The following is a 26,234-nucleotide window of genomic DNA, read 5'->3' as shown; positions in this document are numbered from 1 at the left end:
GCATCCATGCAACCTGTTTCCGATTCCGTCGAGCGGCTACTCACCGAACTCGACTTCGCCCGCCTGCGCAAGCTGAACGCTGCCCAGCCGAACCCCGGCCTGGCCGCCTTGCTCTCGAACGCGGACGTCCTTCCCGGCCCGCAGATCGGTCCCGACGTGGTCACCATGTACTCCCAGTTCGAGCTGGAGGACGTGGACACGCGCGAAGTCCGGACGCTGGCCATCTGCTACCCCGAGGACTCGGAGCCTTCGTCCGGTTTCATCTCGGTGCTGTCCCCGCTGGGCGGCAGCCTCATCGGGCTGCGCGCCGGGGACGTGGTGCGCTGGGACACGCCTTCCGGGACCAAGGGCGCGACCATCCGCGCCGTGCTGTTCCAGCCCGAGGCGACCGGCGACTACGTGACCTGATCCGGCGGCGCCGCCTGCGTGGCGGGCGCCGAACGCATCACCCTCCTGGCGGCCGGCTCGCGGTCGTGGCCGCGGCTTCGCTGTCGATGGCCTTCTGCACCTGCCGATAGAAGTCCTCCCGCGCCTGGGTGGCTGCGCGGTCGCGCGCCCCGCCGGCCCAGTTGGCGTTGGACACGATCAGCAGCCTGCGCCTGGGGTCCAGGAAGAGGCCCTGGCCGAAGATGCCGCGCGCGGCGTAGCTGCCGTCGTCATAGGTCCACCACTGGTAGCCGTAGCCGCGCCCGGCCTGGCCGATGCCGGTGCGCGTGCTGGTGGCTTCGGCGAGCCAGCCGTCGGGGACGATGCTCTTGCCTTCGACCCGCGCGCCGTCGAGCGCGAACAGCCCGAAGCGGGCGAAGTCCCGCGCGGCGGCCTGCAGGCAGCAGCCGCTGATCTCCTGGCCGCTGCGGTTGAGGATCCAGGTGGCCTGCTGCTCCATGCCGGCGGGCTTCCAGATCTTTTCGGCGAGGTAGTCCGACAGCGGCCGCCCGGTCGCCCGGCTGACGAGCACGCCGACCAGGTTGGTCTCGCCGGTGCTGTAGTTCCAGCGCGTGCCGGGAGGCGCCTCGCGCGGCAGGCGGCGCAGGTAGCTCACGAGCGCATCGGCGCCCGGTTCGGGCTGGTGCTTGTTGAAGCGCGCGACGTCCGAGTTCGGATCGGCGTAGTCCTCGTTCCAGCGAACGCCCGAGGTCATCGTGAGCAGCTGGCGGATGCTGACGTCGTCGTACGCCGAGCCGTTCATCTCCGGGAGGTAGTCGCTCACCTTGTCGTCCATGCTGCGCAGGTGGCCGTCCCGCAGCGCCGCGCCCACCAGCGTGGAAGTGATGGACTTGGCCACCGAGAAGCTGGTCCAGCGACCGTCGCCGTCGAAGCCCAGGCCGTAGCGCTCCAGGCGCAGCTTGCCGTCGTGCACGATCAGCAGCGCGGCGCTGCGCTGGCCGGCCATGTAGGCGTCGACGTCCATCGGCAGCTTCAGGGGCGGCCCCGGTGGCAGCGGCCGTGGCGTGGCGGAGGCGGGCACCACCCGCCACTTGGCCAGCACGGGCAGGCGGTCCAGCGCGCGGAAGGCCGCGTCGCGCTGCGGCTGGCTCCAGAACAGCAGGTCGCGGTTGGTCGGCACGGTGGCCAGCAGGCCGCGCGTCTCCTTGTCGAGGCTGAACCAACCGGCGGCCGCGCCCACCGCGGCGGTGGCCAGCAGGCCCAGGGCGATCGTCTTGATCCTCATCACGGCACCTCCGCAGGGGATGAGGTGAGGATTTGACACGAGCCTGCCGGTTCACCAACAGGGGCCTTCCCTCAGTCGCCGCGGGCTCAGGCGGGCGGCCGGTCCAGGGTCTGCGGCACGGCTTCGCAGAAGGTGCGTTCCTCGCGCAGGATGAAGCGCTGCGCCTGCGCCCGCGCGAAGTTGTCGCGGCCTTCGGGATCCACGCGAAGCCGGGCGCGGTAGGCCTCGTAGGCGGCCAGGCTGTCGAAGCCTATGAGCCCCCACGCGATGTCGTTGCTGCCTTCGTGCGGCAGGAAGTAGCCCAGCAGGTGGCCCCCGCAGCGCGGGATGACGGTGGCCCAGGCCTGCGCGTAGGCGCGGAAGGCTTCGCGCTGGAAGGGATCGATCTGGTAGCGGATGAAGCAGGTGATCTGCACGTCGGTCTCCGGTGGCGTGACGGAGTGCCATCGTGCCGGCCGCCGGCGCCGCGATGCTTCGTCGCGGAGCGAAGCGTCGGGCGCGGCCCCTGCGGCACACTGGCCGCATGAACACCAACCAGTTCGCCCGCGTCGCCGGCCTGGTGGGCGAACCGGCCCGCGCGGGCATGCTGCTGGCGCTGATGGACGGCCGATCGCTCACCGCCCATGAGCTGGCGACCGTGGCCCGCATCGCACCCGCCACCGCCAGCCGGCACCTGGCGCTGATGGTGGAAGGCGGCCTGCTGCGCGTGAACCGGCAGGGCCGCCACCGCTACCACCAGCTGGCTTCGGCCGAGGTGGCGCGGGTGCTCGAAGGGCTGATGCAGCTTTCGGTCGCGCAGCAGGCGGGCGCGAGGCCGGTGGTGGGACCGCGCGACGACGCGCTGCGGTTCGCGCGCACCTGCTACGACCACTTGGCCGGGCGCGTCGCGGTGGCCATCGCGGATCGCCTGGTGGAAGAGCGCGCCGTGCTGCTGGAAGGCGAGACGGCGGTCGTGACGGATCGCGCGGCCGGCGTGCTGGCGGGGCTGGGCCTGGCGGACCTCGCGTCGCTCCAGGAGGAGTCGGGTCGGCGTCCCTCCTGCCGCCCCTGCCTCGACTGGGGCGAGCGGCGCATGCACCTGGCGGGGCGCCTGGGCGCGATGCTGTGTGCGCACTGCCTGCAGCAGGGCTGGCTGCTGCGGCAGCCGAAGTCGCGGGCACTCACGCTGACGCCGCGCGGGGCGACGGCTTTGCGTAAGTGGTTGGGTGGGGAGCGCTGGCTCGCGATGGCGGAGCCGGAGGCCTGAGGGCCATGCCGACTGCTGCGTGCATCGTCATTCCCGCGAAGGCGGGAATCCAGCGCAGCGCGCCGACGGTGATCGGGCGTGAAGGCGGAAGCCCTGGATTCCCGCCTTTGCGGGAATGACGGGTCACCCGATCGTCATCAGCGACGCATTCCCGCCCGCGGCCGCCGTGTTGATGCTGAGCGCACGCTCGACCACCAGCCGCTCCAGCGGCACCGAGGTCTCACCCGGCGCGAGCCGCTCCACGCTGACGACCGGCCCCTCGCGCCGCGACAGCGTCTCCTGCACGCTCGCCAGTTCGTCCACGGACCCATGCAGCAGCACGGCATCGAACGCCACGCCCCGGGCGGTCCAGTCCGAGGCCAGGGCGACCTGGGCGCTCGTTTGCGCGGGCAGGCGCTCCCACGAGCCCTGCGCCTCGAGCGGCCAGATCGCGCGGCTGCCCACGGCCAGCACGGCCGACAGCTGGACCTGCCGGTCCGCGTCGTCGCGGGCCAGGCACAGCACGGCCGAGCGCGGCGCGATGCTGTAGACGTTGCGCTCGCCCGTGGGGCCGGGCAGCACGGTGGGCTCGCCGATGCGTGCGGCGCGCCCGAGCACGTCGTCCGGACGGCTGGACAGCAGGCGGTACACGTAGAGCGGGCCGCCTGCTTTCGGGCCCGTGCCGGACAGGCCTTCGCCGCCGAAGGGCTGCACGCCCACCACGGCGCCCACCATGTTGCGGTTCACGTAGACGTTGCCCGCATGCGCGTTGTCCACGACCCGCGCGATGGTTTCGTCGATGCGCGTGTGCAGGCCCATCGTGAGCCCGTAGCCGGTGCCGTTGATCTGGCCGAGCAGGCCGTCGAGTTCGTCGCGCGGGTAGCGCACGAAGTGCAGCACGGGGCCGAACACCTCGCGCTGCAGCTCGCAGACGCTGTCGATCTCGATCAGCGTGGGCAGCACGAAGGTGCCGGCGTCCAGCGGCACCGCGCCGTGGCCGGCGGCCTGGTGCACCCGGCGGCCCTTGGCGCGCATGGCCTCGATGTGGCGCTGGACGTTGGCCTGGGCCTCCTCGTCGATGACGGGGCCCACGTCGGTCGCCAGCCGGTCGGGCGGGCCCACCCGCAGCTGCGCCATCGCGCCCAGCAGCATCTCCAGCACGCGGTCGGCGGCGTCCTCCTGCACGCACAGCACGCGCAGGGCCGAGCAGCGCTGCCCCGCACTGTCGAAGGCGGAGACCAGCACGTCGGCCACCACCTGCTCCGGCAGCGCGGAGGAGTCCACGATCATCGCGTTCTGCCCGCCGGTCTCGGCGACGAGAGGGATCGCCCTCCCGTTGCCGTCGACCCGGCCGGCGACGGCGCGCTGCAGCAGCCGCGCCACCTCCGTCGAGCCGGTGAACAGCACGCCCTTCACGCGCGGGTCCGCGACCAGGGCCGCCCCCACCACGGACCCGCGGCCGGGCAGCAGCTGCACGGCGGAGCGCGGCACGCCCGCCGCCCACAGGGCGCGCACGCCTTCGGCCGCGACCAGCGGGGTCTGCTCCGCCGGTTTGGCCAGCACCACGTTGCCGGCCGCGAGCGCGGCCGAGACCTGGCCCATGAAGATCGCCAGCGGGAAGTTCCAGGGGCTGATGCAGGCCACGGGCCCGAGCGGGCGGTGCGTGGCGTTGTCGAACTGGTCGCGGACCTGGCGCGCGTAGTAGCGCAGGAAGTCGACCGCCTCGCGCACCTCCGCCACCGCGTTGGACGCGGTCTTGCCGGCTTCGCGCACCAGCAGGCCGATCAGGCGCGGCATGTCGGCTTCCAGCCGCTGCGCCGCGTCTTCGAGCATCGCGGCGCGCGAAGCGGGCGCGATGGCGGCCCACTGCGCCGCGCCGGCGGCCGCGCTCTCCAGGGCGAGCGTGAGTTCGGCGGCGGTCGTTTCGCGGACGCTGCCCACGGTGTCGTCCTGCTGCGCGGGATTGCGCACCGGCGTCGTGGCGCCCGCGGGGACATCCTGCGCGAGCAGGGGCCCGGCCTGCCACGGCCACTGCGCGCTGTCGCGCAGCGACTGCGCGAGGCCGCGCAGCACCGACTCGTCGGCCAGGTCCAGGCCGCGCGAGTTCGACCGGGCCTCGCCGTACAGGTGGCGGGGCAGGGGGATGGCGGGGTGGGGCAGGCCGATCGCGCCTTCTTCGCGCGCAGACGCCTCGATCACTTCCACCGGGTCGCGCACCAGGTCTTCCAGCGGCAGCGAAAGGTCCGCGATGCGGTTGACGAAAGAGGTGTTGGCCCCGTTCTCCAGCAGGCGGCGCACCAGGTAGGCCAGCAGGGTCTCGTGCGTGCCCACCGGCGCGTAGATGCGGCAGGGCCGGCCCAGGCCGCCCTGCGCCGGATCGCCGACGACCTGCTCGTACAGCGGCTCGCCCATGCCGTGCAGGCACTGGAACTCGTACTGCCGCGGCGTGTAGCGCGCCGGATCGGCCAGCTCGTGGATGGCCGCCAGCGTGTGGGCGTTGTGCGTCGCGAACTGCGGATAGACCTCGGCGGGTGCGGCCAGGAGCTTGCGCGCGCACGCGATGTAGGCGGCATCGGTGTGGGGCTTGCGCGTGTAGACGGGATAGCCGTCCTGGCCATCGAGCTGCGCGCGCTTGATCTCCGAGTCCCAGTAGGCGCCCTTGACCAGCCGCACCATCAGCCGCCGCCGGCTGCGGCTTGCCAGGTCGACCAGGTGGTCGATCACGAAGGGGCAGCGCTTCTGGTAGGCCTGGATCACGAAGCCCAGGCCCGCCCAGCCTTGAAGCTGCGGCTCGAAGCAGAGCTTCTCGAGCAGGTCGAGCGAGATCTCCAGCCGGTCCGATTCCTCCGCGTCGATGTTCAGGCCGATGTCGTAGTCGCGGGCCAGCGCGCACAGGCCCACCAGCACCGGGTAGAGCTCGCCCATCACGCGGTCGTGCTGCGCGCGGCTGTAGCGCGGGTGAAGCGCCGACAGCTTGATGGAGATGCCCGGGCCCTCGTAGATGCCGCGCCCGGCGCAGGCGCGGCCGATCGCGTGGATCGCCGTCTCGTAGTCGCGCAGGTAGCGCTGCGCATCGTGGGCGGTGAGCGCGGCCTCGCCCAGCATGTCGAAGGAATGGCGGAAGCCCTGATGCTCGCGCTCGCGGGCGTTGCGCAGCGCCTCGTCGATGTCCTCGCCGGTGACGAACTGCTCGCCCATCATGCGCATGGCCATGTCCACGCCCTTGCGGATCAGCGACTCGCCGCCGACGCTGACCAGCCGGCCGATGGCCGCGGACAGGCCGGACTCGCTGTGGGTGGACACCAGCTTGCCGGTGATCAGCAGCCCCCAGGTGGCGGCATTGACGAACAGGGACGGGCTCTTGCCCAGGTGCGAGTGCCACCGGCCCTGCGCGATCTTGTCGCGGATCAGCGCGTCGCGCGTGGGCGCGTCGGGGATGCGCAGCAGCGCCTCGGCCAGGCACATGAGCGCGATGCCCTCCTGCGAGGAGAGCGCGTACTCCTGCAGCAGGCCCTGCACCAGGCCGGCCCGCCCGGTGGCGGACTTGCGCTCGCGCAGCCCCCGGGCCAGCCGCAGGGCCAGGGCCTGGGTGCGGTCGGCGATGGGTCTCGGCAGTCGCGCGCCTTCGAGCACGCGGGCGACCGCTTCCGGTTCGGGCCTGCGGGTGGCGGCGGTGATGGCTTTGCGCAGCGCGGGGGTGTCGCCTGCGGTGGGGGCTATGAAGGCCTGGAAGGCGGACGGGGGGCGCGGGAAGGTCGGGTCCATGGAAGAGCACTGTCCTGATGTGACATCGTCAGTGTTATCGGGATGGACTAGGATATTGTTTTGTTGTTGCTGATGTTCCACGAATGAATCGCTAGCGCAGGCCATGCCCACCTTGGAAGACCTCGATCGCACCGACCGGCGCATCCTGCAGCAGCTGCAGGAGGACGGCCGCATCTCCAACCTGAAGCTCGCGGAGGCGGTGTCGCTGTCGCCAACGGCGGTGCTCGCCCGGGTGCAGCGCCTCACGCGGGACGGCTACATCCAGGGCTACGAGGCCCGGCTCAACCCCAAGCTGCTGGGCGCCGGCATGCTGGTGTTCGTGGAGGTCCTGCTGGACCGCACGACGCCCAACGTCTTCGACCAGTTCCGGGCGGCGGTGCAGGTGCATCCGGAAATCCTGGAGTGCCACATGGTGGCCGGCGGCTTCGACTACCTGATCAAGACACGCGTGGCCGACATGGAGGCCTACCGCTCGTTCGCCGGCACGGTGCTGTGGCAGCTGCCGGGCGTGCGCGAAACGCGGACGTATGCGGTGATGGAGGAGGTCAAGAACTCCACCCGGCTGCCGATCCCGTAGCGGGCCGGGCGCGTGCGCGCGGGCAGAATGCGGCTCCTCTTTTCCCCAGCACGGTTGTCCCCAAGTGAAGTACCAGAGCGCCCACGATTTCCTGGCCCAAGTGGCCGCCCGCAACCCCGGCCAGCCCGAGTACCTGCAAGCCGTGGGTGAGGTGATGGAGAGCCTGTGGCCCTTCATCGACCGCCACCCGCGCTACGCCGAGCACGGCCTGCTGGACCGGCTGGTGGAGCCGGAGCGCCTGATCCAGTTCCGCGTGAGCTGGGTCGACGACAAGTGCAACGTGCACGTGAACCGGGGCTTTCGCATCCAGCACAGCTCCGCGATCGGCCCGTACAAGGGCGGCCTGCGCTTCCACCCGTCGGTGAACGCGTCCATCCTGAAGTTCCTGGCCTTCGAGCAGACCCTGAAGAACGCGCTGACCACCCTGCCCATGGGCGGCGGCAAGGGCGGCAGCGACTTCGATCCCAAGGGCCGCAGTCCGCACGAGGTGATGCGCTTCTGCCAGGCCTTCGTCACCGAGCTTTTCCGCCACGTCGGCGCCGACACCGACGTGCCGGCCGGTGACATCGGCGTGGGCGGCCGCGAGGTCGGCTACATGGCCGGCATGATGAAGAAGCTGACCAACCGGGCCGACTGCGTGTTCACCGGCAAGGGCTTGTCCTTCGGCGGTTCGCTGATCCGGCCCGAGGCCACCGGCTACGGCACGGTGTACTTCGCCCGCGAGATGCTGCAGCGCGCCGGCCGCGGCTTCGAGGGGCTGCGCGTGAGCGTCTCCGGTTCCGGCAATGTCGCGCAGTACGCGGTGGAAAAAGCCATGGCCCTGGGCGCCAAGGTCGTGACGGTCTCGGACTCCAGCGGCACCGTGGTCGACGAGGACGGCTTCACGCCGGCCAAGCTGGCCGAGCTGATGGAGGTGAAGAACCACCTCTACGGCCGCGTGAGTGAATACGCCGAGCGCACGAAGAGCCGCTTCCATGCCGGCGCCAAACCCTGGGGCGTCAAGGTCGACGTGGCCCTGCCCTGCGCGACGCAGAACGAGCTGGACGAGGACGACGCGCGCACGCTGGTGAAGAACGGCGTGATCTGCGTGGCCGAGGGCGCCAACATGCCGTCGACGCTGGGCGCGATCAAGGTGTTCGAGGACGCCGGGGTGCTCTACGCCCCCGGCAAGGCCAGCAACGCGGGCGGCGTGGCGACCTCCGGCCTGGAGATGAGCCAGAACGCGATGCGCCTGTCGTGGCCCCGCGAGGAGGTCGACGCGCGCCTGCTGGACATCATGCGCGGCATCCATGCCGCCTGCGTGCAGCACGGCCAGCGCGGCGACGGCCGCGTCAGCTACGTGGACGGCGCCAACATCGCCGGCTTCGTGAAGGTGGCCGACGCGATGCTGGCGCAGGGCGTGGTCTGATGAGCCCGTAATTACGGATGAGGACCACCGATGAGCCCGGTGATCCTCCCGTAACACTTGCGTCCAAGTCGCAACAAACATCCGGTGGGCAGCGCCGCGGGGCGCGGGCATATTGGGCACATGGCTCATGTGAGCTGCCCATGCAGAACCCCTTCAAGCTGACGCGCCGGTTCGCGATCCTCGGGCTGCTCCTGACGGCCGCGGTCAGCGTGGCCTCGTCGTTCTTCCTCTCGCGCTTCATGGTCCAGAACCTTCTGCGGCAGGACGCCATCGTGAGCATGGAGTTCGTGCAGAGCGTGGTCGACGTGCAGCAGGCGGCGGACTACTTCACCGGCCGCCGCGCCGCCGACCGCAACGTGGTGGAGTTCTTCACCCGCATCGCCGCCATGCCGAACGTGCTGCGGGCGAATGTCTTTTCCAGCGAGCGCACCATCATCTGGTCGAGCGACCCGAAGCTGATCGGCCGGCGCTTCGACCACAACCCGGAACTCGAGGCGGCGCTGGGCGGAAAGCTCGAGGTGTCGCTGGAGGACCTGCGGCACAAGCCCGAGCACGTCGCCCTGAACGGGCAGCACAAGTCGATCGTCGAGAACTACCTGCCGGTGCGCAGCAACGGCAACGTGATCGGGGTGGTCGAGGTCTACAAGAGTTCGCGCGCCCTGTCCGAGTCCATCAACGAGGGCCTGCAGCTGATCTGGCTGAGCGGCCTGGGCGGCGGCATCTTCCTCTATGGCGTGCTGGTGTGGGTCGTGCGGCGGGCCGAGGGCATCATCCAGGCGCAGCAGGCCAGCCTGGTGCAGAACGAGACGCTGGCCGCGCTCGGCGCGATGGCCTCGGCGGTGGCGCACGGCATCCGCAACCCGCTGGCGTCGATCCGCTCGAGCGCCGAGCTGAACCTGGAACACCCCGCCGACGAGGTGCGCGACGCGAGCGGGGACATCGTCGACGAGGTGGACCGTCTGGAGCGCTGGGTGCGCGACCTGCTGGCTTACGCGGTGCCGGAATCGGGTGAGCCGGAGAACGTGCGGGTCTCGCAGGTCCTGGACGACAGCCTGAACGGGTTTGCCAGCGTCTTCGCCAAGCGCGACATCCACGTGTCGACCGACGCGGTGCAGGCCGGCATCACGGTGCGTGCCGACCACGCGCTGCTGACCCAGGTGTTCAACTGCCTGCTGACCAATGCCATGGAAGCCATGCCCAACGGCGGAGAAGTCCGCCTCACCACATCGCTGGCGAGTGCCGGTCGGCTGCGCGTGAGCGTCAGCGACACCGGCATCGGCTTCACGCCGGCAGGCCTGCAGAACGCCTTCGTTCCGCGCAAATCGACCAAGCGCACCGGCCTCGGCCTGGGCTTGCCCCTCACCAAGCGCATCGTCGAGCGCTTCGGCGGCACCATCGAGCTGGTGAGCCGGAGCGCAGGCGGCGCGACGGTGAACGTCGAACTCCCGATCGCCCGATGAACCGCTCCGTCCTGATCGTCGAAGACAACGCCACGCTGGCCAAGAACATGGCAACGTACCTGCGCCAGCACGGCTGGGAGGCGCGGACCGCGCCCGAGGCCGGCACCGCGCTGCTGCAGATCGCCGACGCGCCGCCGGAGGTGGTGCTGGTCGACTACAGCCTGCCGGGCATGGACGGCCTGGAGCTGCTGCGGCGCCTGCGCAGCGACCACCCCGGGGTCAAGCCGATCATGATCACCGGCCACGGCAGCGTGGACATCGCGGTGGAGGCGATGAAGTCCGGCGCCTGCGACTACCTCTCCAAGCCGATCGCGCTGAGCGACCTGAGGCAGACGGTGGAGAAGGCGGTGCGCGTCGCGCCGGCGGTGCGCCCGCCGCCCGCCGCGCAGTCCACTGCCGGCCGCGCGGGGCTGGACAAGCTGCTGGGCGAGTCGGCGCCCATGCAGGGGATGAAGGAGCTGCTGCGGCGGCTGCTGGAGGCCGAGCACGCCCTGCGCGACCGTGACCGGCCGTCGGTGCTGATCACGGGCGAGACCGGGACCGGCAAGGAGCTGGTGGCGCGCGCCATCCACGAAGGCGGGCCGCGTCGCGACGGGCCCTTCATCGAGTTGAACTGCGCATCGATCCCGGCGGCGCTCGTCGAGTCGGAGCTGTTCGGCTTCGAGCGTGGCGCGTTCACCGACGCGCGCGAGCGCAAGCGCGGCCTGGTCGAACTGGCGGAGGAGGGCACGCTGTTCCTCGACGAGATCGGCGAGCTGGACCTGCCGGCGCAGTCCAAGCTGCTGAAGCTGATCGAGGACCGCGTCACGCGCCGCCTGGGCGGCGTGCGCGAGCACCGCAGCAACGTGCGCATCGTCGCGGCCACCAACCAGGACCTGGAGCGGCTGGTGGCGGCCGGCCGGTTCCGCGGCGACCTGTACTTCCGCCTGCGCATCGTGCTGATCCGCGTGCCGCCGCTGCGCGAGCGCGGCGCCGACATCCTGCGGCTGGCGCGCCACTTCGTGCGCCTGCATGGCGAACGCTACGGCCGGCCGGACGTTTTCCTCTCCGCGAGCAGCGAGGAGCTGCTGGCCGGCTACAGCTGGCCGGGCAACGTGCGGGAGCTGCGCAACTGCATGGAGCAGGCCGTGCTGATGGCGCGCAACAACGAGATCGGGCCGGAGCGGCTGGTGCTGTCGCCGATGGCCGCGCTCGGCATGCGCCAGATGGACACCCCCGAGCCCGCGATGCTGCCCGAGCAGGGCCTGGTGCTGGAGGAGTTCGAAGGCACGCTCATGCTGCAGGCCCTGATGCGCACCCACTGGAACGTGACGCGCGCGGCCAAGCTGCTCGGCCTGTCGCGCGACACCCTGCGCTATCGCATCGAGAAGCTCGACCTGAAGCCGCCACCGGGCATCCACTGAAAGCGGCCGGTGGGGCAATTGCCCCAGCCGCCGGGGCTTTTCACCGTGTGCCCGGCCACGCAGCCGCAAACGCGACAAGGCGCGAAGCGCCGTGGCCATGTGGCCGCGCAGGGTTCTTCCCCTCGTCGACACTGGCACGCGCCGTGCACGACGCTGGGTCCCCTTAGAGGAGACCCGCCGATGAGAACGCCACCCCTGTCCCGCTACCGACGGAAGCCCCGCTTCCCGCCGGGCTTCAGCCTGCCTTGAGCCGGCCCCGATCGACCAAGCGGAAGGAGACCCCCATGCAAGTCGTCGCACTGGAGCGATACGTGAACGAGTTGCCCGAACCGGATGACGACATCGTGCCCGGACCGTTCGGGCAGATCGAGATCGAGATCGGAGCGGACACGCCGATGCAGATCGAGACCACGCCGGAGGGCGGCGTGACCCTCACCTACCACCGGATGATCTGCGGTGAGCTGGTGTCGACGGCGCTGCGCTTCAGCCCGGCGGCGGCCGCCAACCTGGTCGGCGGGCTGTACCGGGCCCTGCAGTCCGGCAGCCTGGACCCGGGCGGCGAGGGCGAACCCCCGGCGCCCGGCTGATCTCAGAGGACCACGACCAGCAGCAGCGTCACCAGCAGGATGATGACGAGGTCGCGGTCGCTCAGCGCGCCGCCCGCGGGCATGCTGTCGATGCGTTGAGCCAGCGCATGGACTTCCTCCTGGGTCATGGCCTTGACCCGGGCGCTCGCGTTGAGCCCGTCCACGCCGAGCGTGCGCATCCGCTCCTGCAGGCTGGCGCTCTCCAGGAAGTGCAGCACCTTCGCCCGATCGAGTTCCTCCCGGCTCTGGCCGCCGGCGACGGCTGCGGCCTCGGGCCCCAGGAGTTCGGCCTGCGCGAGCGGCGCCTGGAGCGCCATCGCGGCGACGACACCCCAGCAGCAGTGGCGAAGGAAGCGTGACAGTGTTTGCATGCTCGGCTCTTGTGGTTGAAGTGGGAGCAAGACTATAGCCAGCGCCGGTCCCGAGCGGGCGTGCTGCGGTCAGGCAGCGGCCGATGGACAAGCGGGTCACGCCGGCCGCCGGACTAACCACAAGAGGGTAGTCCGGACGCTATGCGCGTACCGTCTCCCTTATCCGTTTTCAATCGGATAACACAAACGCGCTTGTGTGTCGCAAAGCGCGCAGCAAACTCACGGTGCTTTTTCGGGGGCCGCCATGGGAGCACCACCGTGCGCTGAAGCACCAGGCCTGGTTCGGGAACACACCGTGCTTCTGCGACGGCGGCGATGGGGTGCGGTCGTCGCGTTGGCACCCTGGGCCCTGCATGGGTCCGCCGGGGCCGTGCCCAGTGCATCCCCCCCGGGGCCGGACGATCTGCCGAAAGTCGTGCTGGTGAACCAGGACAACGTGCCGGTCCGCTTCTACGAGGACCTGGTCCGCGGCCGCCATGTCATCGCGATCAACTTCATGTACGCGCAGTGCTCCGACATCTGCCCCTCCACCACGGCGAACCTGGTGCGGGTGCAGGCGCTGCTGGGCGAACGGCTGGGGCGCGAGGTGCGCATGGCCTCGATCAGCGTCGACCCCGAGCGCGACACGCCGAATATCCTGAAGGCGTACGCGCGAACCTTCGGGGCGCGGTCGGGGTGGCAGTTCTTCACCGGGCGCTCGAAGGACATCACCCGGTTGCGACGGCACCTGGGCGCCTTCGAACGCGACCCCGAGCTCGACCGCGACAAGACGCAGCACACCGGGATGGTGGTGTACGGCAACGAGTCCCGGGGGCGGTGGGGCCGGGTTTCGGCGCTGGCCGATCCGCAGCGGATCTTCGAGAGCATCACCCGCTGGGCCTGACGGCCTGCGGCGCCGCCAGGGCTGCGCGGCGCGCTCCGGGCGCGGCCATGTCTTTCAGCAGGAGATCGCCATGATCACCAGGCGCGCATTGTTCCAACTCGGCCTGGGCGGCTCGGCCGGAGCAGCCCTGCTGTCGTGGCCGGCGCTGCGCGCGCAGCCGCGCACGCTGACGCCCTTCGTCGACCGGCTGCCGCTGCCCCCCGCCCCGAACCCGGTGGACTGGGCGCCCAACCAGCTGCCTTTTGCCGACCTCGATCCCGAGGCGGCACGCTACGTCGATCCGACCCAGGCCCGGGGCAAGGCCACCTTCTATCGCATCGTCGCGGAAGTGCGGTCGGTGAAGATGCACTCGCAGCTGCCGGCCACCGAGATCTGGGGCTACCGCGATGGGACCGTGCCGGCCGGGTCGTGGAACTTCGCGCTGGGGCCGACGTTCAAGCGGCCGCTGTCCAACCACAACGAATTCGTCGGCACCATCGTTCGGCACGAGAACCAGCTGCCTTCGGCGCAGGAGCATCGCGGCTTCGGCGAGCCGCGCACCACCGTGCACCTGCACGGCGCCCACGTGCCGGCCCGTTTCGACGGCTTCCCGACGGACATGACCCTGCCCGGCGGCGCCCCGTTCGACGTGACTTTCGAGCGCGGCGAGCACTTCGACTACGCCTATCCGCTGGTGGAGCCGGGGTTCTTCACCGACGGCAACCACGGCAAGCACAACGAGCGCGGCTCCACGCTCTGGTACCACGACCACATCCTCGATTTCACGGCGCCGAACGTCTACCGCGGCCTGGCGGGGTTCTTCCTCGTGTACGACAACCCGGTGCTGGATCCCGGCGATCCCAACCAGGCGGGGCTGGTCGATCACACGCGCGACACGGGGGACGAGACCAACGCGGCCGGCGCGCCTTTCGCGCTGCAGTTGCCCAGCGGCGAGTTCGACATCCCGCTGGTGCTGCACGAGAAGACCTTCGACGCCAATGGCCAGCTGGTCTACGACGTGTTCAACACCGACGGTTTCCTGGGCCAGCACTACCTGGTCAACGGGATGGTGCAGCCGTTCGTGCCGGTCAAGCGGCGCAAGTACCGCTTCCGCGTCCTCAACGGATCGAACGCGCGCATCTACCACCTGTTCCTGCAGGACAGGAACGGCCGCAGCTACCCCATGACGCAGATCGCCACCGAGGGCGGCCTGCTGTCCAGGCCGGTGCGGCGCCCCAACTTCCTGCTGGGGATGGCCGAGCGGGTGGAAGTGGTGATCGACTTCAGCCAGTTCCCCTTCCCGCAGTTCAGCGAGCTGTACCTGGTCAACCGCGCGCTGCAGGAGGATGGGCGGGGTCCGAAGGGGACTTTCGAGCGGCCCGAGCTCTCACGCGGCACCCAGGTGCTCAAGTTCGTGCTGGAAGAGGCGGTGCCCGACCCGAGCCGGGTGCCCAACGAGCTGCGGCCGTTCCTGGCGACCACCGCCCAGGAGATCGCCGTGGCGCGGGTGCGGACTTTCGAGCTGGAGCGCACCAACGGGCAGTGGGCGATCAACGATCGCTTGGCGGGCGACCTGCGCCGTGTCGCGGCCAATCCGGCGCTGGGCGTCGGCGAGGTCTGGCGCTTCCTCAACAAGTCGGGCGGCTGGTGGCACCCGGTCCATGTCCACCATGAATTCATGCGGGTGCTCAAGCGCAACGGCAGGGCGCCTTTCGACGGAACCGGGACGGACGTCGGCCAGAGCCTGGAGCGGGACGGCCTGGCCAAGAAGGACACGATCCTGCTGGGACCGAACAGCGAGGTAGATGTCTACGTGAAGTTCGAGAACTACAAGGGGCCCTTCGTCTTCCATTGCCACAACCTCGAACACGAGGACCACCAGATGATGGCCCGGTTCGACGTGGTGTGAGAGGAGGGCGCAGGCGCGGGTGGTCCGGGCCTGGAGCCGGGCGCCCGCGGCGAGGCGCCGGCGGGGGCTCAGTGGGCGGGGCGGGCGTACATGAATGGCTGGAGCGCTTCGCGAACGCGGGCGGCCGACGGCTCCGTGATCAGGCTGAACAGGACGCGGGTGAAGCGCGGTTCGCTCACGCCGGAGGTGATGTACTGCCACCGGTAGGCCTTCAGCACGGCGGCGCGCAGGAGATCCTTCTCGACCTGGTTGAAGCGGTTGGCGGCGTTGGAGACGAAGTACTCGACGTCGGCATTGGCCTGCGCCTGCAGGATGCCGTCGATCGCACCCACCAGCTCGATCAGTTCGCCGACGGCGGCATCGCGCTGCGGCGGGGTGAGGCCGGCGTCGGTGCGCAGCAGCTCGAGCTCGTCCAGGACGGCGTGCTGCGACTCCTCGCGCCAGTGGAACAGGAACACGTCCTTCCAGAGCGGGCAGATGTCCTCGCCGTGCTCGATGCTGGCGCGGAAGTGCGCCTGGGTGAACAGCTCGATGTCGAGTGTCAGGGCGAGCACGGCCCAGGTGCTCTTGCCGAGCACCGCGCGGCCGACATCGTTGGGTTGCGCAACCTGCCGGTAGCCCGAGGGCATGCGCTCGTTCATCATCTGGTCGAGCCGGCGGAACAGGGCCTGGTGCTTGAGTTCCTCGTCGGTCATGCGCACCAGGGCTTCGAGCGCGACCTGGTCGCCCAGCCAGTGGTCCCGGCTGACCTCGAGCGCCTTGGCGCCGATGAACCTTTCCACCAGGCCGAACATGAAGGCATAGGTGCGTCCCTGGACCTGGGAGAGGAAGCGCCGGTCCGGGTCGGTGAGGAAGGGAATCTCGTCGACGAGGGACAGGCCTGAGGGAAGGAATGTGCGGCTGTAGTCGAAAGTGCGGCCGCAGATGACATCCCTTTCGATCTCCCATCGCACGCGCTGGGAGGCCTCGATGACACGTGCGTATTTGCGGGTGTTCTCGGTGATCATGGTTCCTCGCGGTTAGGTCATCCTGGCCCCGCGGGTCGGAGCGGTCCACGGCCGGTCAGGAAGACCGGGACCGTCCACGGAATCGCTGCCTGTCGCCAGACAGGAAGTCATGTCTCCTCCGCTCCAGCGTGGAGCCCAGCCGCGCGCGCGGCTTACCCGCGCTTACCGGACGCGATGACCGGCGGCACCTCGCAAGTTGCCGCACACATTCAATGATGGCCGCGTCGAATCTATCTTTGCAGGAGCAGTCGATGTGTGATCACCGTGCCGGTTGCGTGGGTCTCGGGAGCGTGATGGAGTCGCCTGGAGGACATTCGGAGCGCGCGCTGCGCGTGCTCCTGGTGGACGACAACGTGGACGTGATCGAGTCCCTCGCGATCCTCCTGCGGATGTATGGCTACTCCGTCCTGACGTGTACGCATCCTCTCGACGCCCTGGAGGCGGCGCCGGACTTCTCGCCCGATGTGTGCATCCTGGACATCGGGCTGCCCTGCATGAGCGGCCATGAGCTCGCCCAGCGCCTGCGTATGGAAGGTTTGTCCCGCTCCGTGTTCATCGCGGTGACGGGGTATGGCGCCGATGAGTTCCGCGCAGCGTCCGGAGCCGCCGGCTTTGCCTTGCACCTGACCAAGCCCGTGGACCCGGAGTTCCTGCTCGGTCGCCTGACGGGGGTCCACAGGGCGGCAAGAGTGGCGAGCATCGCGAACGCAGCAGCGGGCAAGGAGAACAGCTGAAGTTGGCTTCTGGAGCTGCATTCCCACGGATGACCTAGCTCCTACGATGAGAGGGTGCCGCAAGCTCACAGTCGGCTCGAAAGGCAGTCTGCTTTTCGTGCCAGAGGAGGGACCATGCAGCACCAGGAAGCGTTCAGCAAGGGCAGGCCATGGGAGTGGCTTCTGGGACCGTTCCGGTCCCGCTCTCCCACCGATGCATCGACGACCAGCATCATCGGAAGCGAAGAGATCATCCGGGACGAAGTGGAGGACGTCCTCGAGCGGTGCGGCATCGACCGTCCGTCGTATCGGCTGCGCCTCCTCATGTGCCCCAGCGCTGGATCCTCAGAAAGCGAGCTGTTCGCGGGCTCGGAGGAATGGATCCTCTGCGTGGCGCTGACACTGAAGACCGGCGAGATCGTCAGGGCGATGACCACGCTCGAGAAGTACCTGCATCGAAGGCTCGAGCGCTACGCCATCCGCATCAAGGCCGTCTACTGGCGCATGTCCACGGTGTGAGCCAGCAACTGCCTGTCCATGAGAACAAGGAGCAGACCCGAGCTGCCGCGACGTGGCGACGGCCTGACGCTCGTCGAAATGCTGATCGCACTCACGCTCCTGGGCATGGCCCTGGCCCTGGGCGTCCCGAGCTTGCGGGACTGCTTCGTGCGTACATCCGTGTCGGCGGGAGCTGATGCCCTGGTCGCGGCCATGCACACGGCGCGGATGGAAGCGTTGACCCTGAATGCTCAGGTGACGATCTGCAAATCCACCGATCCGCAAGCGACTTCGCCTGCATGCGCGGACAGCTCCGCCGAATGGCCCGGCGGGTGGGTTGTGTTCGTCGACCAGGGGGCGGCGGGGGTGATCGACGGCCCTGATCGGGTGATCACCACGGGACGTGCGAACGGAGCCATCGACGCGGCCTCCGAGACGCCGCTTGGCGTGGCTGCGATCACGTTCAGCCCTGTTGGTCCGGTCGTGGGGATCAGCGGTCCTTATGAGATTCGATTCGCTTCCCTGCTGACGCGCGGTGTGTTCGAGAAGGTGATCTGCCTCTCGATCCTCGGAAGGGCCAGGACAGGAAGGTGCCCAGCTTGAATCAATCTGCTTCCATCCGACGCCGACCGCAGCAGGGTGCGCTCTTGCTCGTCGTGATGATTCTCGTCTTGCAGCCAGGTTTGCTGACGACGACGCGCCTGCGCCGGAGAAATCGCCCTTGAAGCTGTTTTCGCTCTTCAGGAAGGAGAGGAGTCCGCGCGCAGCGAATCGACCTGAGCGACCGCAGCCCAGTGAGCAGCGCGGCTCGGTCGTGAAGGAGATCGTTTGGCTTTCGTTGCGCGATACGCTTGCACGTGCCCGGGTCCCCGCGGACTGGGTCGGATTCGAGTTGCTCCCCGCCGCAGGCCGCGGCGGACCCAGGCAGTTGCACGTGCGGCTCGTGCTCCTGCAGTGGGACGGCCGACTCGTTCATTCGCTCACGGAACTCGAGCGGGGTTTCGTCCGGCGGATGCGACTTCTGGATGCCACGTCCGCCCAATGGGTCCGGGACGTGAGCTGGCGGCTGGCGATCTCCCTGCACAAGCTTCCTGGTCGATCGGAAGGAAGCTCCGCGAAGGGGTCGGAGATCGCGGCGCCAGGGGTTCGGCCGGCGAAGACGATCGACCGCGATGCGTTGCTGGACCCGGGGCGTGAGCGTCACTCGGTTCTGCGCGACGGCCACTCTGATTTCAGCCCGACGCAGCCTTTGCTCTGAAGCTGTTCCGTGGCCAGGGCGGTTTCCCGTTTGTCTGCTCGCCAGCAGCACGGGCCCCACGGTCGTGTGACGGCCGCACTGTTTGTTCCACAAGTGCTGACCTAGCCTCGACGGCACCACCATTTGCGGAGAACGCTCCATGGCTCGTGCATCACTGACCTTTCTCATGGCTCTGGTTGCCGCCTCTTTGCTCGCTTGCGGAGGAGGGGGCTCCGGCGCCGGTTCCGGCACCGATCAAGCGGCCCTCCCTGAGGGCGTCTCCACAGAGCTCATACCTCCGGAAGACGCCGATTCTGCAAACCGGGATCTTGTTCCACCGACGTTCATCACCATTCCGCCCGGCAATGGCGGGGGATCGGGCCCGATCGCGGACTGGACGTTCTGGCCCGAGAGCCTCGCGACCCATGTGCTCGACGAGAACAATCTCTATGCGCACTCAGAACAGGCACTGAGCTGGCCCGAGAATGGAGCGGGCTTCTACGCCAGCCGCGCTGATTGCTCCGGATTTGTCACGCGTTCGCTGATGAAGGCGTTCGCTTTCTCTTCCGGGAGCATCAGTACCTGGCTGGGAAGCACGGGGCCGTCTTCGGCGCGGTACCACGACAACATCCTGGCGACGAACAACTTCCAGAGGATTGAAGCAGCTTCAAGCGTCAAGCGCGGCGACCTCGTCGCCATCAAGTATCTTGACAAGACCAGTGGTGGCACAGGGCACACCATGATCGCTGCAGGCGCGCCCGTCGAGCGTTCCCAGGCCACAAAGCCCATCATTGAAAACACGGTTCAGTACGAGCTGCGGATCATCGATTCGACGAGCTCGCCGCACGGGGACGGTGATACGCGCAAGGGAACCGCGGCTGATGGATCCGGATCCGACCAGAACGGCGCCGGGTTGGGCACCATGCGGCTTTACGCGGATGCCAGCACGCGCAAGATCGTCGGGTACACATGGAGCTTGTCGACGGGCTCGTCGTATTACACCGCTACCAGCCCGGCGGACGACCGTCGCAGCCTCGTCGTCGGTCGGATGACGTTTGCGCAGTGAAGCTCCCGGGCCTCCCCGCGTTCGAATCCTGAGTGACCTTGCGCCTTCAAGCCGCGCTCCTTCGCCGGGATTCTCCGGAACGGTCGCCGTCGACCGTTCTGGAGGCAGATCTTGTCAAGCGCAACAAAGGTGGTTCGTCTCGTCGCGGGCCTGGTTCTCTTATTGCCGCTCTGGGGCTGCGGAAGCGGCGGATCGTCGGAGCCGCAGGAGCCTGATCCCGTCACCGGCAGCTCCTGCTCGATCGTCGATGGTGCATTGCCAATCGTCCATGCGTCGCCGGACGGCTGTCTCTCCGCCAGCCTGCGCGCCCAGCACCCGAGAATCTCCATCGATCCAGAGCGATTGAGCGCTCTCCAGGCGAAGGCAGGTCGCCTGCCCGACGGTTCCATCGGGGCACCTTCGACCGACGAGAACTGGGAAGTCGCCTATCCCTTCCTCAAGGCCCAGGCCGCGCTGGCGGACGGACACGAGTACGGCATCGAGGCCTGGCACTTCGCCCTGGCCTTCGTGGTGACGAGGGAAGAGGCTTTTGCCCAGCGGGCGATCCAGTTCGCGGACCTGATGGTGGCGGGCCTGACGAGCGAGCCCATCGACGCTTCCCCGGGATCCCCGCCGTGCGTTGCCCGCTACCCGACCGATCTGCCCTCGACCGATTTCGCCAATCCAGGCCGCTGCCTCGCGGCAGGGCAGTTCCTGTACGCGCACCTTTACGTCAAGAACGTCGCCCTCGTGTACGACTGGCTGCATGACAGGCTGACCGAATCCCAGAAGGAGAGCTATCGCGGGTACATGAGGACGGCAGTCGACAGGATCTGGAATGACCGCCAAGACGGCGGCTGGGCCCTGAGCGATCCCGCAAACAACTACCACTACGGCTACCTCGTCGCGACCGTCCTGCAGGCGCTCGCCACCTGGGGCGAGGATCCCGCAGCGGTGCGGAACTGGAACTTCCTCGTGCAGGAGAAGTGGCCCGCCATCTTCGCGTACCTGAAGGGCGACGGGCAGGGCGGCTACTGGCACGAAGGCACGCACTATGGACGCAAGTCCAAGCAGGACCTCGTCGAAGTGATGTTGTGGCTGCGGGACGCCTCGGTGGGCCGCAAGCTCGACCTGTTCAAGGCGCCGGGCCTCCACTACGCCGACGAGCTGGTGCGCTACCAGCTCTACTCGATGCAGCCGGACATGTTCTCCAAGCGCGGCTCGCACGGCTACCGCGGCGGCGCGGCTTACAACGCGTCCAGCAACCCGCCCACGCTGGTCCAGGTGGGTGACCTCGCCAGCGACGCCCAAGGGCCGGTCACCACGGCCGACGCCGCGCTGATGGCGATGCTGGCGGATGGCCTGTCCGGTCAGCCTGCCGGCGCGATGGCGCAGCACTGGGTGCGCGATCTCTCCGACGGCGTGCTGCGCACCCGTCGGGCGCGGATCCACGAGTTCCTGTTCGACGAGCCCACCAGGGCGCAACAGGACTTCACGTCCGAAGCCGTGCTGCCCACGTTCACGGCCTCGTCGCAGTGGTTCCACTCGCGAAGCGACTGGACGGCCAATGCGACGGCCGTGAGCTTCTTCAGCGCCAAGGGCCCGCAGATCACGAGCCACCAGCACCGCGACCAGAACAGCTTCGTGGTCTGGCACAAGGGCTGGCAGGCCGCCGACCTGAACAACTGGAGCGGCAGCGGCCTGGCCGACGACACCGCGATCCACAACACCTTGCTGGTGAACGGCGAGGGGCAGAGAACGCCGATCCTCGACCCGCGCTTCAGTGCCAACGATCCAGCCTACGGCCGCATCGCAGCGGTGCATGCATCGGCCGCCGTCCCGGGCCTGCGCGCAGTGATCGGGGATGCGGCAGCCGCCTATGGCACGTCAGAGGATTCCGGTGTGCGCCGCACGCTGCAACGGTTCGACCGCCTGCTCGTCCACTACAAGCACATCGTCGTGGTCGGCGATTCGGTCGTCACGTCCAATGGCGCTGCGGACAGTGTCACGTACATGGTCCACAGCAGGGGAGACTTCCTCGCCACTGCGGACCCGAGAACGTACGTCACGGCTTCCCCGTGCGGCGAAAGCATGTTCGGCGGCGCGGGCTGTGTCGATGCGATGGCCGGTGGGCGGATGGTGCACACCACAGTGGCTCCGCAAGTGCCCGTGCTGAGGGGCCGATCCAACTACTTCGGCCGTGGAAGTCCCGCCATCGGCGGGTTCGGCCTCGAACTCGACGCAGACGGCCCGGCCACCGTGCTGCTGAACGCCATGAGCTTCACCGACCAGGCCTCGCCGGCACTCCCCACCGTGGAATCCATCGGCAGCACCTCGGGCTTCGTCGGCACACGGGTGGTTCACGACGGCGCGAGCCTGCTCGTCCTGCTCCGCGACGACGCCCTGGGCGCACCGGTGCCGCAGGTGGTTTTCAGCGTGGCCGACGGGGGAACGCACGCGCTCCTCGTCTCGGGCCTGGTGCCGGGCCGCTATGCCATCACGCAGCCCGGTGGATCGGTGATCGACGCAGGCCTCGTCGGGGCGGACGGATTGCTGTCGGCATCCATCACGACCGGCGGCCAGGTCAGCGTCACCCGCCTGCCGTGACCGCATCGTGCGGCGGGCGATCGCCCCGCCGCACGATGCACGACCACCCTCAAGCCGTCTTCGTCCGCCGCGCGCTGCGCAGCTGCCACGCACAGATCGCCGTCGGCAACGCCAGCACCAGGTACCCGGCCCGATAGCTGTCGAACATGCCCGACAGCGTGCCGAACAGCACGGGCCCCAGCACCACCCCCAGGAAAGTCACGGACAGCGCGCCGCCCGTCGCGGCGCTCGCCTGCCCGGGGGGCGCGAGCCGCGCGATCTCCGCCAGGTACACGCCGTTCCAGCCCGTGCCCGACGCACCGAACACGGCCATCAACACAAGCACCAGCGCGACCGGTGTGCCCGCCTGCAAGGCCGCAGTGGCGCCGCAGCACAGGGCCATCAGCACGGCCAGCACCGCCAGCATGCGCCGGGAGCCCAGCCACCGGTCCGCGATGTAGCCCCACAGGATCCGCCCCACGACACCGCCCACCTGCGAGGCCGACAGCATCGCCCCCGCCACCACCAGGCTGTACCCCAGGGCCGAGTGCAGGTAGGTCACCAGGTACGCCGCCAGGCACATCTGCACCACGGAGAACACGAACGAGAACGAAGCCAGCTGCGCGAGTTCGGCATGCGACGTGACCAGCCGCACCGGTCCGGCCAGGTTGGCGAACCCGAGCGAGTGCCCCGGCTGCCGGTCCGCATCGAGCTCCGCGCGGATCGGCTGGGCGATCACGGCGCACAGCAGGTTGCCCGCGGCCACGGCCAGCAGCGCGGCATCGGTCCCGCCGACGATCAGCAGCCCGGGCACGAGCGCCCCGGCCATCACGCCGCCGAGCGGCACGCCGGCCTGCTTGATGGAGAACACCAATGAGCGTCGGTCCGGCGGTGTGGACTTGGCCAGCAGGTGCGAACTGGCCGGCGTGATCGGCCCGTAGCCCAGCCCGATCAGCCAGGCGCCGACCAGGGCCGAGGCGAGCCCGGGCGCCGCGGCCAGGAGCGCCAGCCCCGCCGCGCACACCACCAGCCCCACCTGGCTCACGCGGATCGCGCCCCAGCGCATCACCAGCGGCCCCCCGAGCAGGCTCGCGAGCATGGCCCCGATGTAGACCACGGCGACGTAGGCGCCGATCAGCGTGGGCGAGACGCCGAGCGACTGCGCCATGGCCGGCGCCATCGCGGGAACGGTCAACACGGCCATGGAAACCAGCGCCTGCACGGCCAGCGTCACCGCCAGGGCCGTCCACGTGCCGGTGGAGGGTCGGATCATTCAGTCATCGTAAGCGGCATCGACCTCTTCGATCTCCATCCCCGCGTAGATCGCGGCGGCGCCGCTCAGGTCCCAGACGGCCGCGCCGGCGCGCACCTTCTCGGCGGCCTCGTCTTCCTTGCGCATCTTGGCCTGGGCGGCCGCGACCACGCGCGCGGCATCGTCGCGCGGCACGCAGACCACGCCGTCGCCGTCCGCGATGATGAGGTCGCCCGGCTTCACGTTCACCCCTTCGCACACCACCGGCGCATTGACGAAGCCGTGGCCGGACTTGTCCGGGTGGATCGGCCAGATGTGGGTGGACCACACCGGCAGCCCGAGCGCGCGCACCTGGTCCACGTCGCGTGCACAGCCTTGCACCACCACGCCCGCCAGGCCCTTCTGCAGCGCGTAGCGCGTCGCCAGGTCGCCCCACTGCGCGCCGGAGAGTTCGGCCTGGCACACGACCACCAGCACATCGCCCGGCTTGGCCAGGTACAGCGCGCGGTGCATCATCAGGTTGTCACCCGGCCAGCAGAAGGCGGTGACGGCCGGTCCGGCGATCCTCTGTCCTTCCTTGAGCGGGCGCATGCGCGACGACATCAGCGCCGCGCGGCCGGGCGGGCCCATGGCCTCGTGCACGTCGGCCACGGTGACCTCGCGCGCCTGCGCCACGATTTCGGGCGCGACGCGATTGACCTTCAGGAAGACCTTGGAGGGACTCATTGCAAACCTTTCAATCGACGGACGCGCCGGATGCCTTGACGACCTGGCTCCACTTGGCGATGTCCGCCTTCAGCACGCCGGCGAATTGCTGCGGGTCGGTAAGGTAGGGCTCGGCGCCCTGGGCGGCGAACTTGTCGACCACGTCTTTTGACTTGAGCACCTCGTTCACGTCCGCGTTGATCTTGCGGATCACCTGCGGCGGCACCTTGGCCGGCGCGAACAGGCCGAACCACGGGTTGACGTCGAAGTCCTTGAAGCCGGCCTCGGCCACGGTGGGGATGGTGGCGAAGGATCCCGCGCGCTTGGCGCTCGTGACCGCGATCGGGTGCAGCGTGCCCTGCTTGATCGCGCCGGCCACCGAAGGCAGGCTGGTGAACACCAGGTTGATCTGCCCGCCCATCAGGTCCTGCATCGCCGGCGCGGCGCCGCGGTAGGGCACGTGCACCAGCTTCACGCCCGCGGCGGAGTTGAACATCTCGCCCAGCAGGTGGTTCACCGAACCGTTGCCGGCCGACCCGTAGGTGAGGGGGCCCTTCTTCGCCGCGGCGATCAGCTCGGGGATGGTCTTGAATGGCGAGTCGGCCTTGGCCACCACCACGAAGGGCAGGGTGGCCAGCGTGGCGACGGGCGCGAAGTCCTTCTCCGGGTCGAACGGCAGCTTCTTGTACAGCGCGCCGTTGATCGCGTGCGTCCCGACGTAGCTCATGAGCAGCGTGTAGCCGTCGGCCGGCGAGTTGGCCACCACTTCCATGCCCACGTTGCCGCCCGCGCCGGCGCGGTTCTCCACCACGACCGGCTGGCCCCATTTCTCGCCGAGCTTCTGCGCCACGATGCGCGCCAGCGCGTCGGACGCGCCGCCCGGCGTCTGCGGCACCAGGATCTTCACGGGCTTGTTCGGGAAGTCCTGCGCCTGGCCCGCGAGGGCGAAAGTGGCCAGCGCAGCGATCGCGGCCCAGTGGCGGATCTGCTTGAGCATGTCGTTGTCTCCTTGTGTTCGTCGGTCAGCCCGGATTCCGGATCGCCTGCAGGGCGCGCTCGAGCTGCTCCTCGAGCGGCGCCTCCAGCGTCTTCGCCTCCAGCGCCGCCACGGCATCGGCCGTGCGCCGCTCGATCAGCCGCCGCAACCGGTAGCGCGCACGCGCCTGCAGCAGCGCCGTGCGGCGGTCGGTCCCGGCCAGCCACGCCTGGTGGTGGTCGATGGCGGCCGAGAGGGCCGACACCGTCTCCGGCATGGAGGACGACACCAGCAGCACGGGCGGGCGCCAGGCATCCGCAGCGCGCCGCGAGAGGGCGCTGATGCGCTGGATGTCGGTGGCCATCTTCTGGGCGCCGGGCAGGTCGGCCTTGTTCACCACGAAGAGGTCGGCCATCTCCATGATGCCGGCCTTCATCGCCTGCACCACGTCGCCGCTCTCGGGCAGCAGCACCAGCGCCAGCGTGTCCACCTGCACGCGGGCCGCGTGTTCGGCCTGGCCCACGCCCACCGTCTCCAGCAGCACCTCGTCGAAGCTGAACTCGTCCATCGCGTCCAGCATCTCGGGCAGGTTGTCCGAGAGCCCGTCGTTCGCCGAACGCGAGCCGATCGAGCGGATGTAGATCTCGGCGCTGCCGGCCAGCTCGTCCATGCGGATGCGGTCGCCCAGGATGGCGCCGCCGGTCCTGGGGCTGCTCGGGTCCACCGCCAGCACGCCCAGGCGCCGGTCGCGGCCGCGGTGCAGCGCCAGGTGCCCGGCCAGCGTGCTCTTGCCCGCGCCCGGCGGGCCGGTCAGCCCGATGCGCCGCGCCGGCGTGGCGCAGGGCTCGGTGCGCTGCAGCCGCACCAGGTCCGCCGTGCTGGCATTGGCCAGCTTCGACAGCCGGCGGCCCAGGGCGTGTCGGTCCAGCGGGGGTTTGCTCATTGGATAACCTCCGCGCTGCGCGCTGCGGTGCCA

General features: G+C 69.4%; 24 protein-coding genes. 15 read left to right on the top strand and 9 right to left on the bottom strand.

Annotation, left to right across the window (positions count from 1 at the left end):
- Window positions 1-6 precede the first annotated feature (6 nt).
- Window positions 7-408, top strand: a complete 402-nt coding sequence (locus ASG30_RS02475; RefSeq protein ID WP_055892128.1) for a GreA/GreB family elongation factor — start codon at window positions 7-9, stop codon at window positions 406-408.
- Between the two features lie 37 nt (window positions 409-445).
- On the opposite strand, the gene ASG30_RS02470 is transcribed toward ASG30_RS02475, so the two are convergent.
- Both ASG30_RS02470 and ASG30_RS02465 read right to left on the bottom strand, forming a co-directional pair.
- Window positions 446-1,672: a serine hydrolase domain-containing protein gene (locus ASG30_RS02470; RefSeq protein WP_055892125.1), complete on the bottom strand. Its 1,227-nt coding sequence runs from the start codon at window positions 1,670-1,672 to the stop codon at window positions 446-448.
- Between the two features lie 86 nt (window positions 1,673-1,758).
- Window positions 1,759-2,088: an NIPSNAP family protein gene (locus ASG30_RS02465; protein WP_055892122.1), complete on the bottom strand. Its 330-nt coding sequence runs from the start codon at window positions 2,086-2,088 to the stop codon at window positions 1,759-1,761.
- A gap of 107 nt (window positions 2,089-2,195) precedes the next feature.
- Here ASG30_RS02465 and ASG30_RS02460 point away from each other — a divergent pair, with 107 nt between their 5' ends.
- A complete protein-coding gene (locus tag ASG30_RS02460; protein WP_055892119.1) occupies window positions 2,196-2,918 on the top strand; it encodes an ArsR/SmtB family transcription factor in 723 nt (240 codons plus the stop codon).
- A gap of 123 nt (window positions 2,919-3,041) precedes the next feature.
- On the opposite strand, the gene putA is transcribed toward ASG30_RS02460, so the two are convergent.
- Window positions 3,042-6,767: a trifunctional transcriptional regulator/proline dehydrogenase/L-glutamate gamma-semialdehyde dehydrogenase gene (gene putA / locus ASG30_RS02455; protein WP_442965648.1), complete on the bottom strand. Its 3,726-nt coding sequence runs from the start codon at window positions 6,765-6,767 to the stop codon at window positions 3,042-3,044.
- Between putA and ASG30_RS02450 the strand changes: the two genes are divergently transcribed.
- The 5 genes from ASG30_RS02450 to ASG30_RS02430 all read left to right on the top strand — a co-directional run bounded on the left by ASG30_RS02450 (window position 6,766) and on the right by ASG30_RS02430 (window position 12,097).
- Window positions 6,766-7,239, top strand: coding sequence for an Lrp/AsnC ligand binding domain-containing protein (locus ASG30_RS02450; RefSeq protein WP_055892114.1), 474 nt, complete (start codon window positions 6,766-6,768; stop codon window positions 7,237-7,239). The two genes, putA and ASG30_RS02450, sit on opposite strands and share 2 nt — an antisense overlap.
- A gap of 64 nt (window positions 7,240-7,303) precedes the next feature.
- Window positions 7,304-8,647: an NADP-specific glutamate dehydrogenase gene (gdhA, locus tag ASG30_RS02445; RefSeq protein ID WP_055892111.1), complete on the top strand. Its 1,344-nt coding sequence runs from the start codon at window positions 7,304-7,306 to the stop codon at window positions 8,645-8,647.
- Window positions 8,648-8,787: 140 nt separating this feature from the next.
- Window positions 8,788-10,107 (top strand): sensor histidine kinase, encoded by a 1,320-nt coding sequence (locus ASG30_RS02440; protein WP_055892107.1) that lies wholly within the window; start codon window positions 8,788-8,790, stop codon window positions 10,105-10,107.
- The gene (locus ASG30_RS02435; RefSeq protein WP_055892105.1) at window positions 10,104-11,510 is read left to right on the top strand and encodes a sigma-54-dependent transcriptional regulator; all 1,407 of its coding nucleotides are present in this window, start codon (window positions 10,104-10,106) and stop codon (window positions 11,508-11,510) included. The genes ASG30_RS02440 and ASG30_RS02435 overlap by 4 nt, the downstream gene beginning before the upstream one ends.
- A gap of 284 nt (window positions 11,511-11,794) precedes the next feature.
- Window positions 11,795-12,097, top strand: a complete 303-nt coding sequence (locus ASG30_RS02430) for a hypothetical protein (protein WP_055892102.1) — start codon at window positions 11,795-11,797, stop codon at window positions 12,095-12,097.
- 2 nt (window positions 12,098-12,099) lie between these two features.
- Here the strand turns inward: ASG30_RS02430 and ASG30_RS02425 are convergent, their stop codons facing one another.
- Complete coding sequence (locus ASG30_RS02425) at window positions 12,100-12,468, bottom strand: PA2779 family protein (RefSeq protein WP_082521839.1); 369 nt, start codon at window positions 12,466-12,468, stop codon at window positions 12,100-12,102.
- A gap of 421 nt (window positions 12,469-12,889) precedes the next feature.
- On the opposite strand from ASG30_RS02425, the gene ASG30_RS02420 reads away from it, so the two are divergent.
- On the top strand, window positions 12,890-13,351 hold the full coding sequence (locus tag ASG30_RS02420; protein WP_235579725.1) for an SCO family protein: 462 nt from the start codon (window positions 12,890-12,892) through the stop codon (window positions 13,349-13,351).
- 70 nt (window positions 13,352-13,421) lie between these two features.
- Entirely contained in the window at window positions 13,422-15,239 is a 1,818-nt protein-coding gene (locus tag ASG30_RS02415) for a multicopper oxidase family protein (protein ID WP_055892095.1), read from the top strand.
- Window positions 15,240-15,307: 68 nt separating this feature from the next.
- Here the strand turns inward: ASG30_RS02415 and ASG30_RS02410 are convergent, their stop codons facing one another.
- Window positions 15,308-16,246: a hypothetical protein gene (locus ASG30_RS02410; protein ID WP_055892092.1), complete on the bottom strand. Its 939-nt coding sequence runs from the start codon at window positions 16,244-16,246 to the stop codon at window positions 15,308-15,310.
- A gap of 215 nt (window positions 16,247-16,461) precedes the next feature.
- On the opposite strand from ASG30_RS02410, the gene ASG30_RS02405 reads away from it, so the two are divergent.
- From ASG30_RS02405 to ASG30_RS02380, 6 genes are all read left to right on the top strand, one after another.
- On the top strand, window positions 16,462-16,980 hold the full coding sequence (locus tag ASG30_RS02405) for a response regulator (protein ID WP_235579724.1): 519 nt from the start codon (window positions 16,462-16,464) through the stop codon (window positions 16,978-16,980).
- Window positions 16,981-17,094: 114 nt separating this feature from the next.
- On the top strand, window positions 17,095-17,478 hold the full coding sequence (locus tag ASG30_RS02400) for a hypothetical protein (RefSeq protein WP_055892085.1): 384 nt from the start codon (window positions 17,095-17,097) through the stop codon (window positions 17,476-17,478).
- Between the two features lie 18 nt (window positions 17,479-17,496).
- Window positions 17,497-18,060 carry a GspH/FimT family pseudopilin gene (locus ASG30_RS02395; protein ID WP_082521837.1) on the top strand — a complete coding sequence of 188 codons (564 nt, stop codon included), beginning with the start codon at window positions 17,497-17,499 and terminating at the stop codon, window positions 18,058-18,060.
- A 118-nt stretch (window positions 18,061-18,178) separates the two neighbouring features.
- Window positions 18,179-18,715 carry a hypothetical protein gene (locus ASG30_RS02390; RefSeq protein WP_156385390.1) on the top strand — a complete coding sequence of 179 codons (537 nt, stop codon included), beginning with the start codon at window positions 18,179-18,181 and terminating at the stop codon, window positions 18,713-18,715.
- Window positions 18,716-18,854: 139 nt separating this feature from the next.
- A complete protein-coding gene (locus ASG30_RS22345) occupies window positions 18,855-19,760 on the top strand; it encodes a hypothetical protein (protein ID WP_156385389.1) in 906 nt (301 codons plus the stop codon).
- Between the two features lie 111 nt (window positions 19,761-19,871).
- Window positions 19,872-22,346 carry a DUF4962 domain-containing protein gene (locus tag ASG30_RS02380; RefSeq protein ID WP_156385388.1) on the top strand — a complete coding sequence of 825 codons (2,475 nt, stop codon included), beginning with the start codon at window positions 19,872-19,874 and terminating at the stop codon, window positions 22,344-22,346.
- A gap of 49 nt (window positions 22,347-22,395) precedes the next feature.
- Here ASG30_RS02380 and ASG30_RS02375 read toward each other — a convergent pair whose 3' ends face one another.
- From ASG30_RS02375 to ASG30_RS02360, 4 genes are read right to left on the bottom strand one after another with little or no spacing between them, the layout of a single operon-like run.
- Window positions 22,396-23,598 (bottom strand): MFS transporter, encoded by a 1,203-nt coding sequence (locus tag ASG30_RS02375; protein ID WP_055892074.1) that lies wholly within the window; start codon window positions 23,596-23,598, stop codon window positions 22,396-22,398.
- Complete coding sequence (locus ASG30_RS02370) at window positions 23,599-24,303, bottom strand: 4-carboxy-4-hydroxy-2-oxoadipate aldolase/oxaloacetate decarboxylase (RefSeq protein WP_055892071.1); 705 nt, start codon at window positions 24,301-24,303, stop codon at window positions 23,599-23,601.
- A 10-nt stretch (window positions 24,304-24,313) separates the two neighbouring features.
- Entirely contained in the window at window positions 24,314-25,279 is a 966-nt protein-coding gene (locus ASG30_RS02365) for a Bug family tripartite tricarboxylate transporter substrate binding protein (RefSeq protein ID WP_055892069.1), read from the bottom strand.
- Between the two features lie 25 nt (window positions 25,280-25,304).
- The gene (locus tag ASG30_RS02360; protein WP_055892066.1) at window positions 25,305-26,201 is read right to left on the bottom strand and encodes an ArgK/MeaB family GTPase; all 897 of its coding nucleotides are present in this window, start codon (window positions 26,199-26,201) and stop codon (window positions 25,305-25,307) included.
- Between the last annotated feature and the right edge of the window lie 33 nt (window positions 26,202-26,234).

The sequence above is a fragment of the Ramlibacter sp. Leaf400 genome (assembly GCF_001424545.1).
GTDB lineage: Bacteria > Pseudomonadota > Gammaproteobacteria > Burkholderiales > Burkholderiaceae_C > Ramlibacter.
The sequence above is the reverse complement of the archived record's forward strand: the minus strand, read 5'-3'. Positions and strand labels throughout refer to the sequence as shown.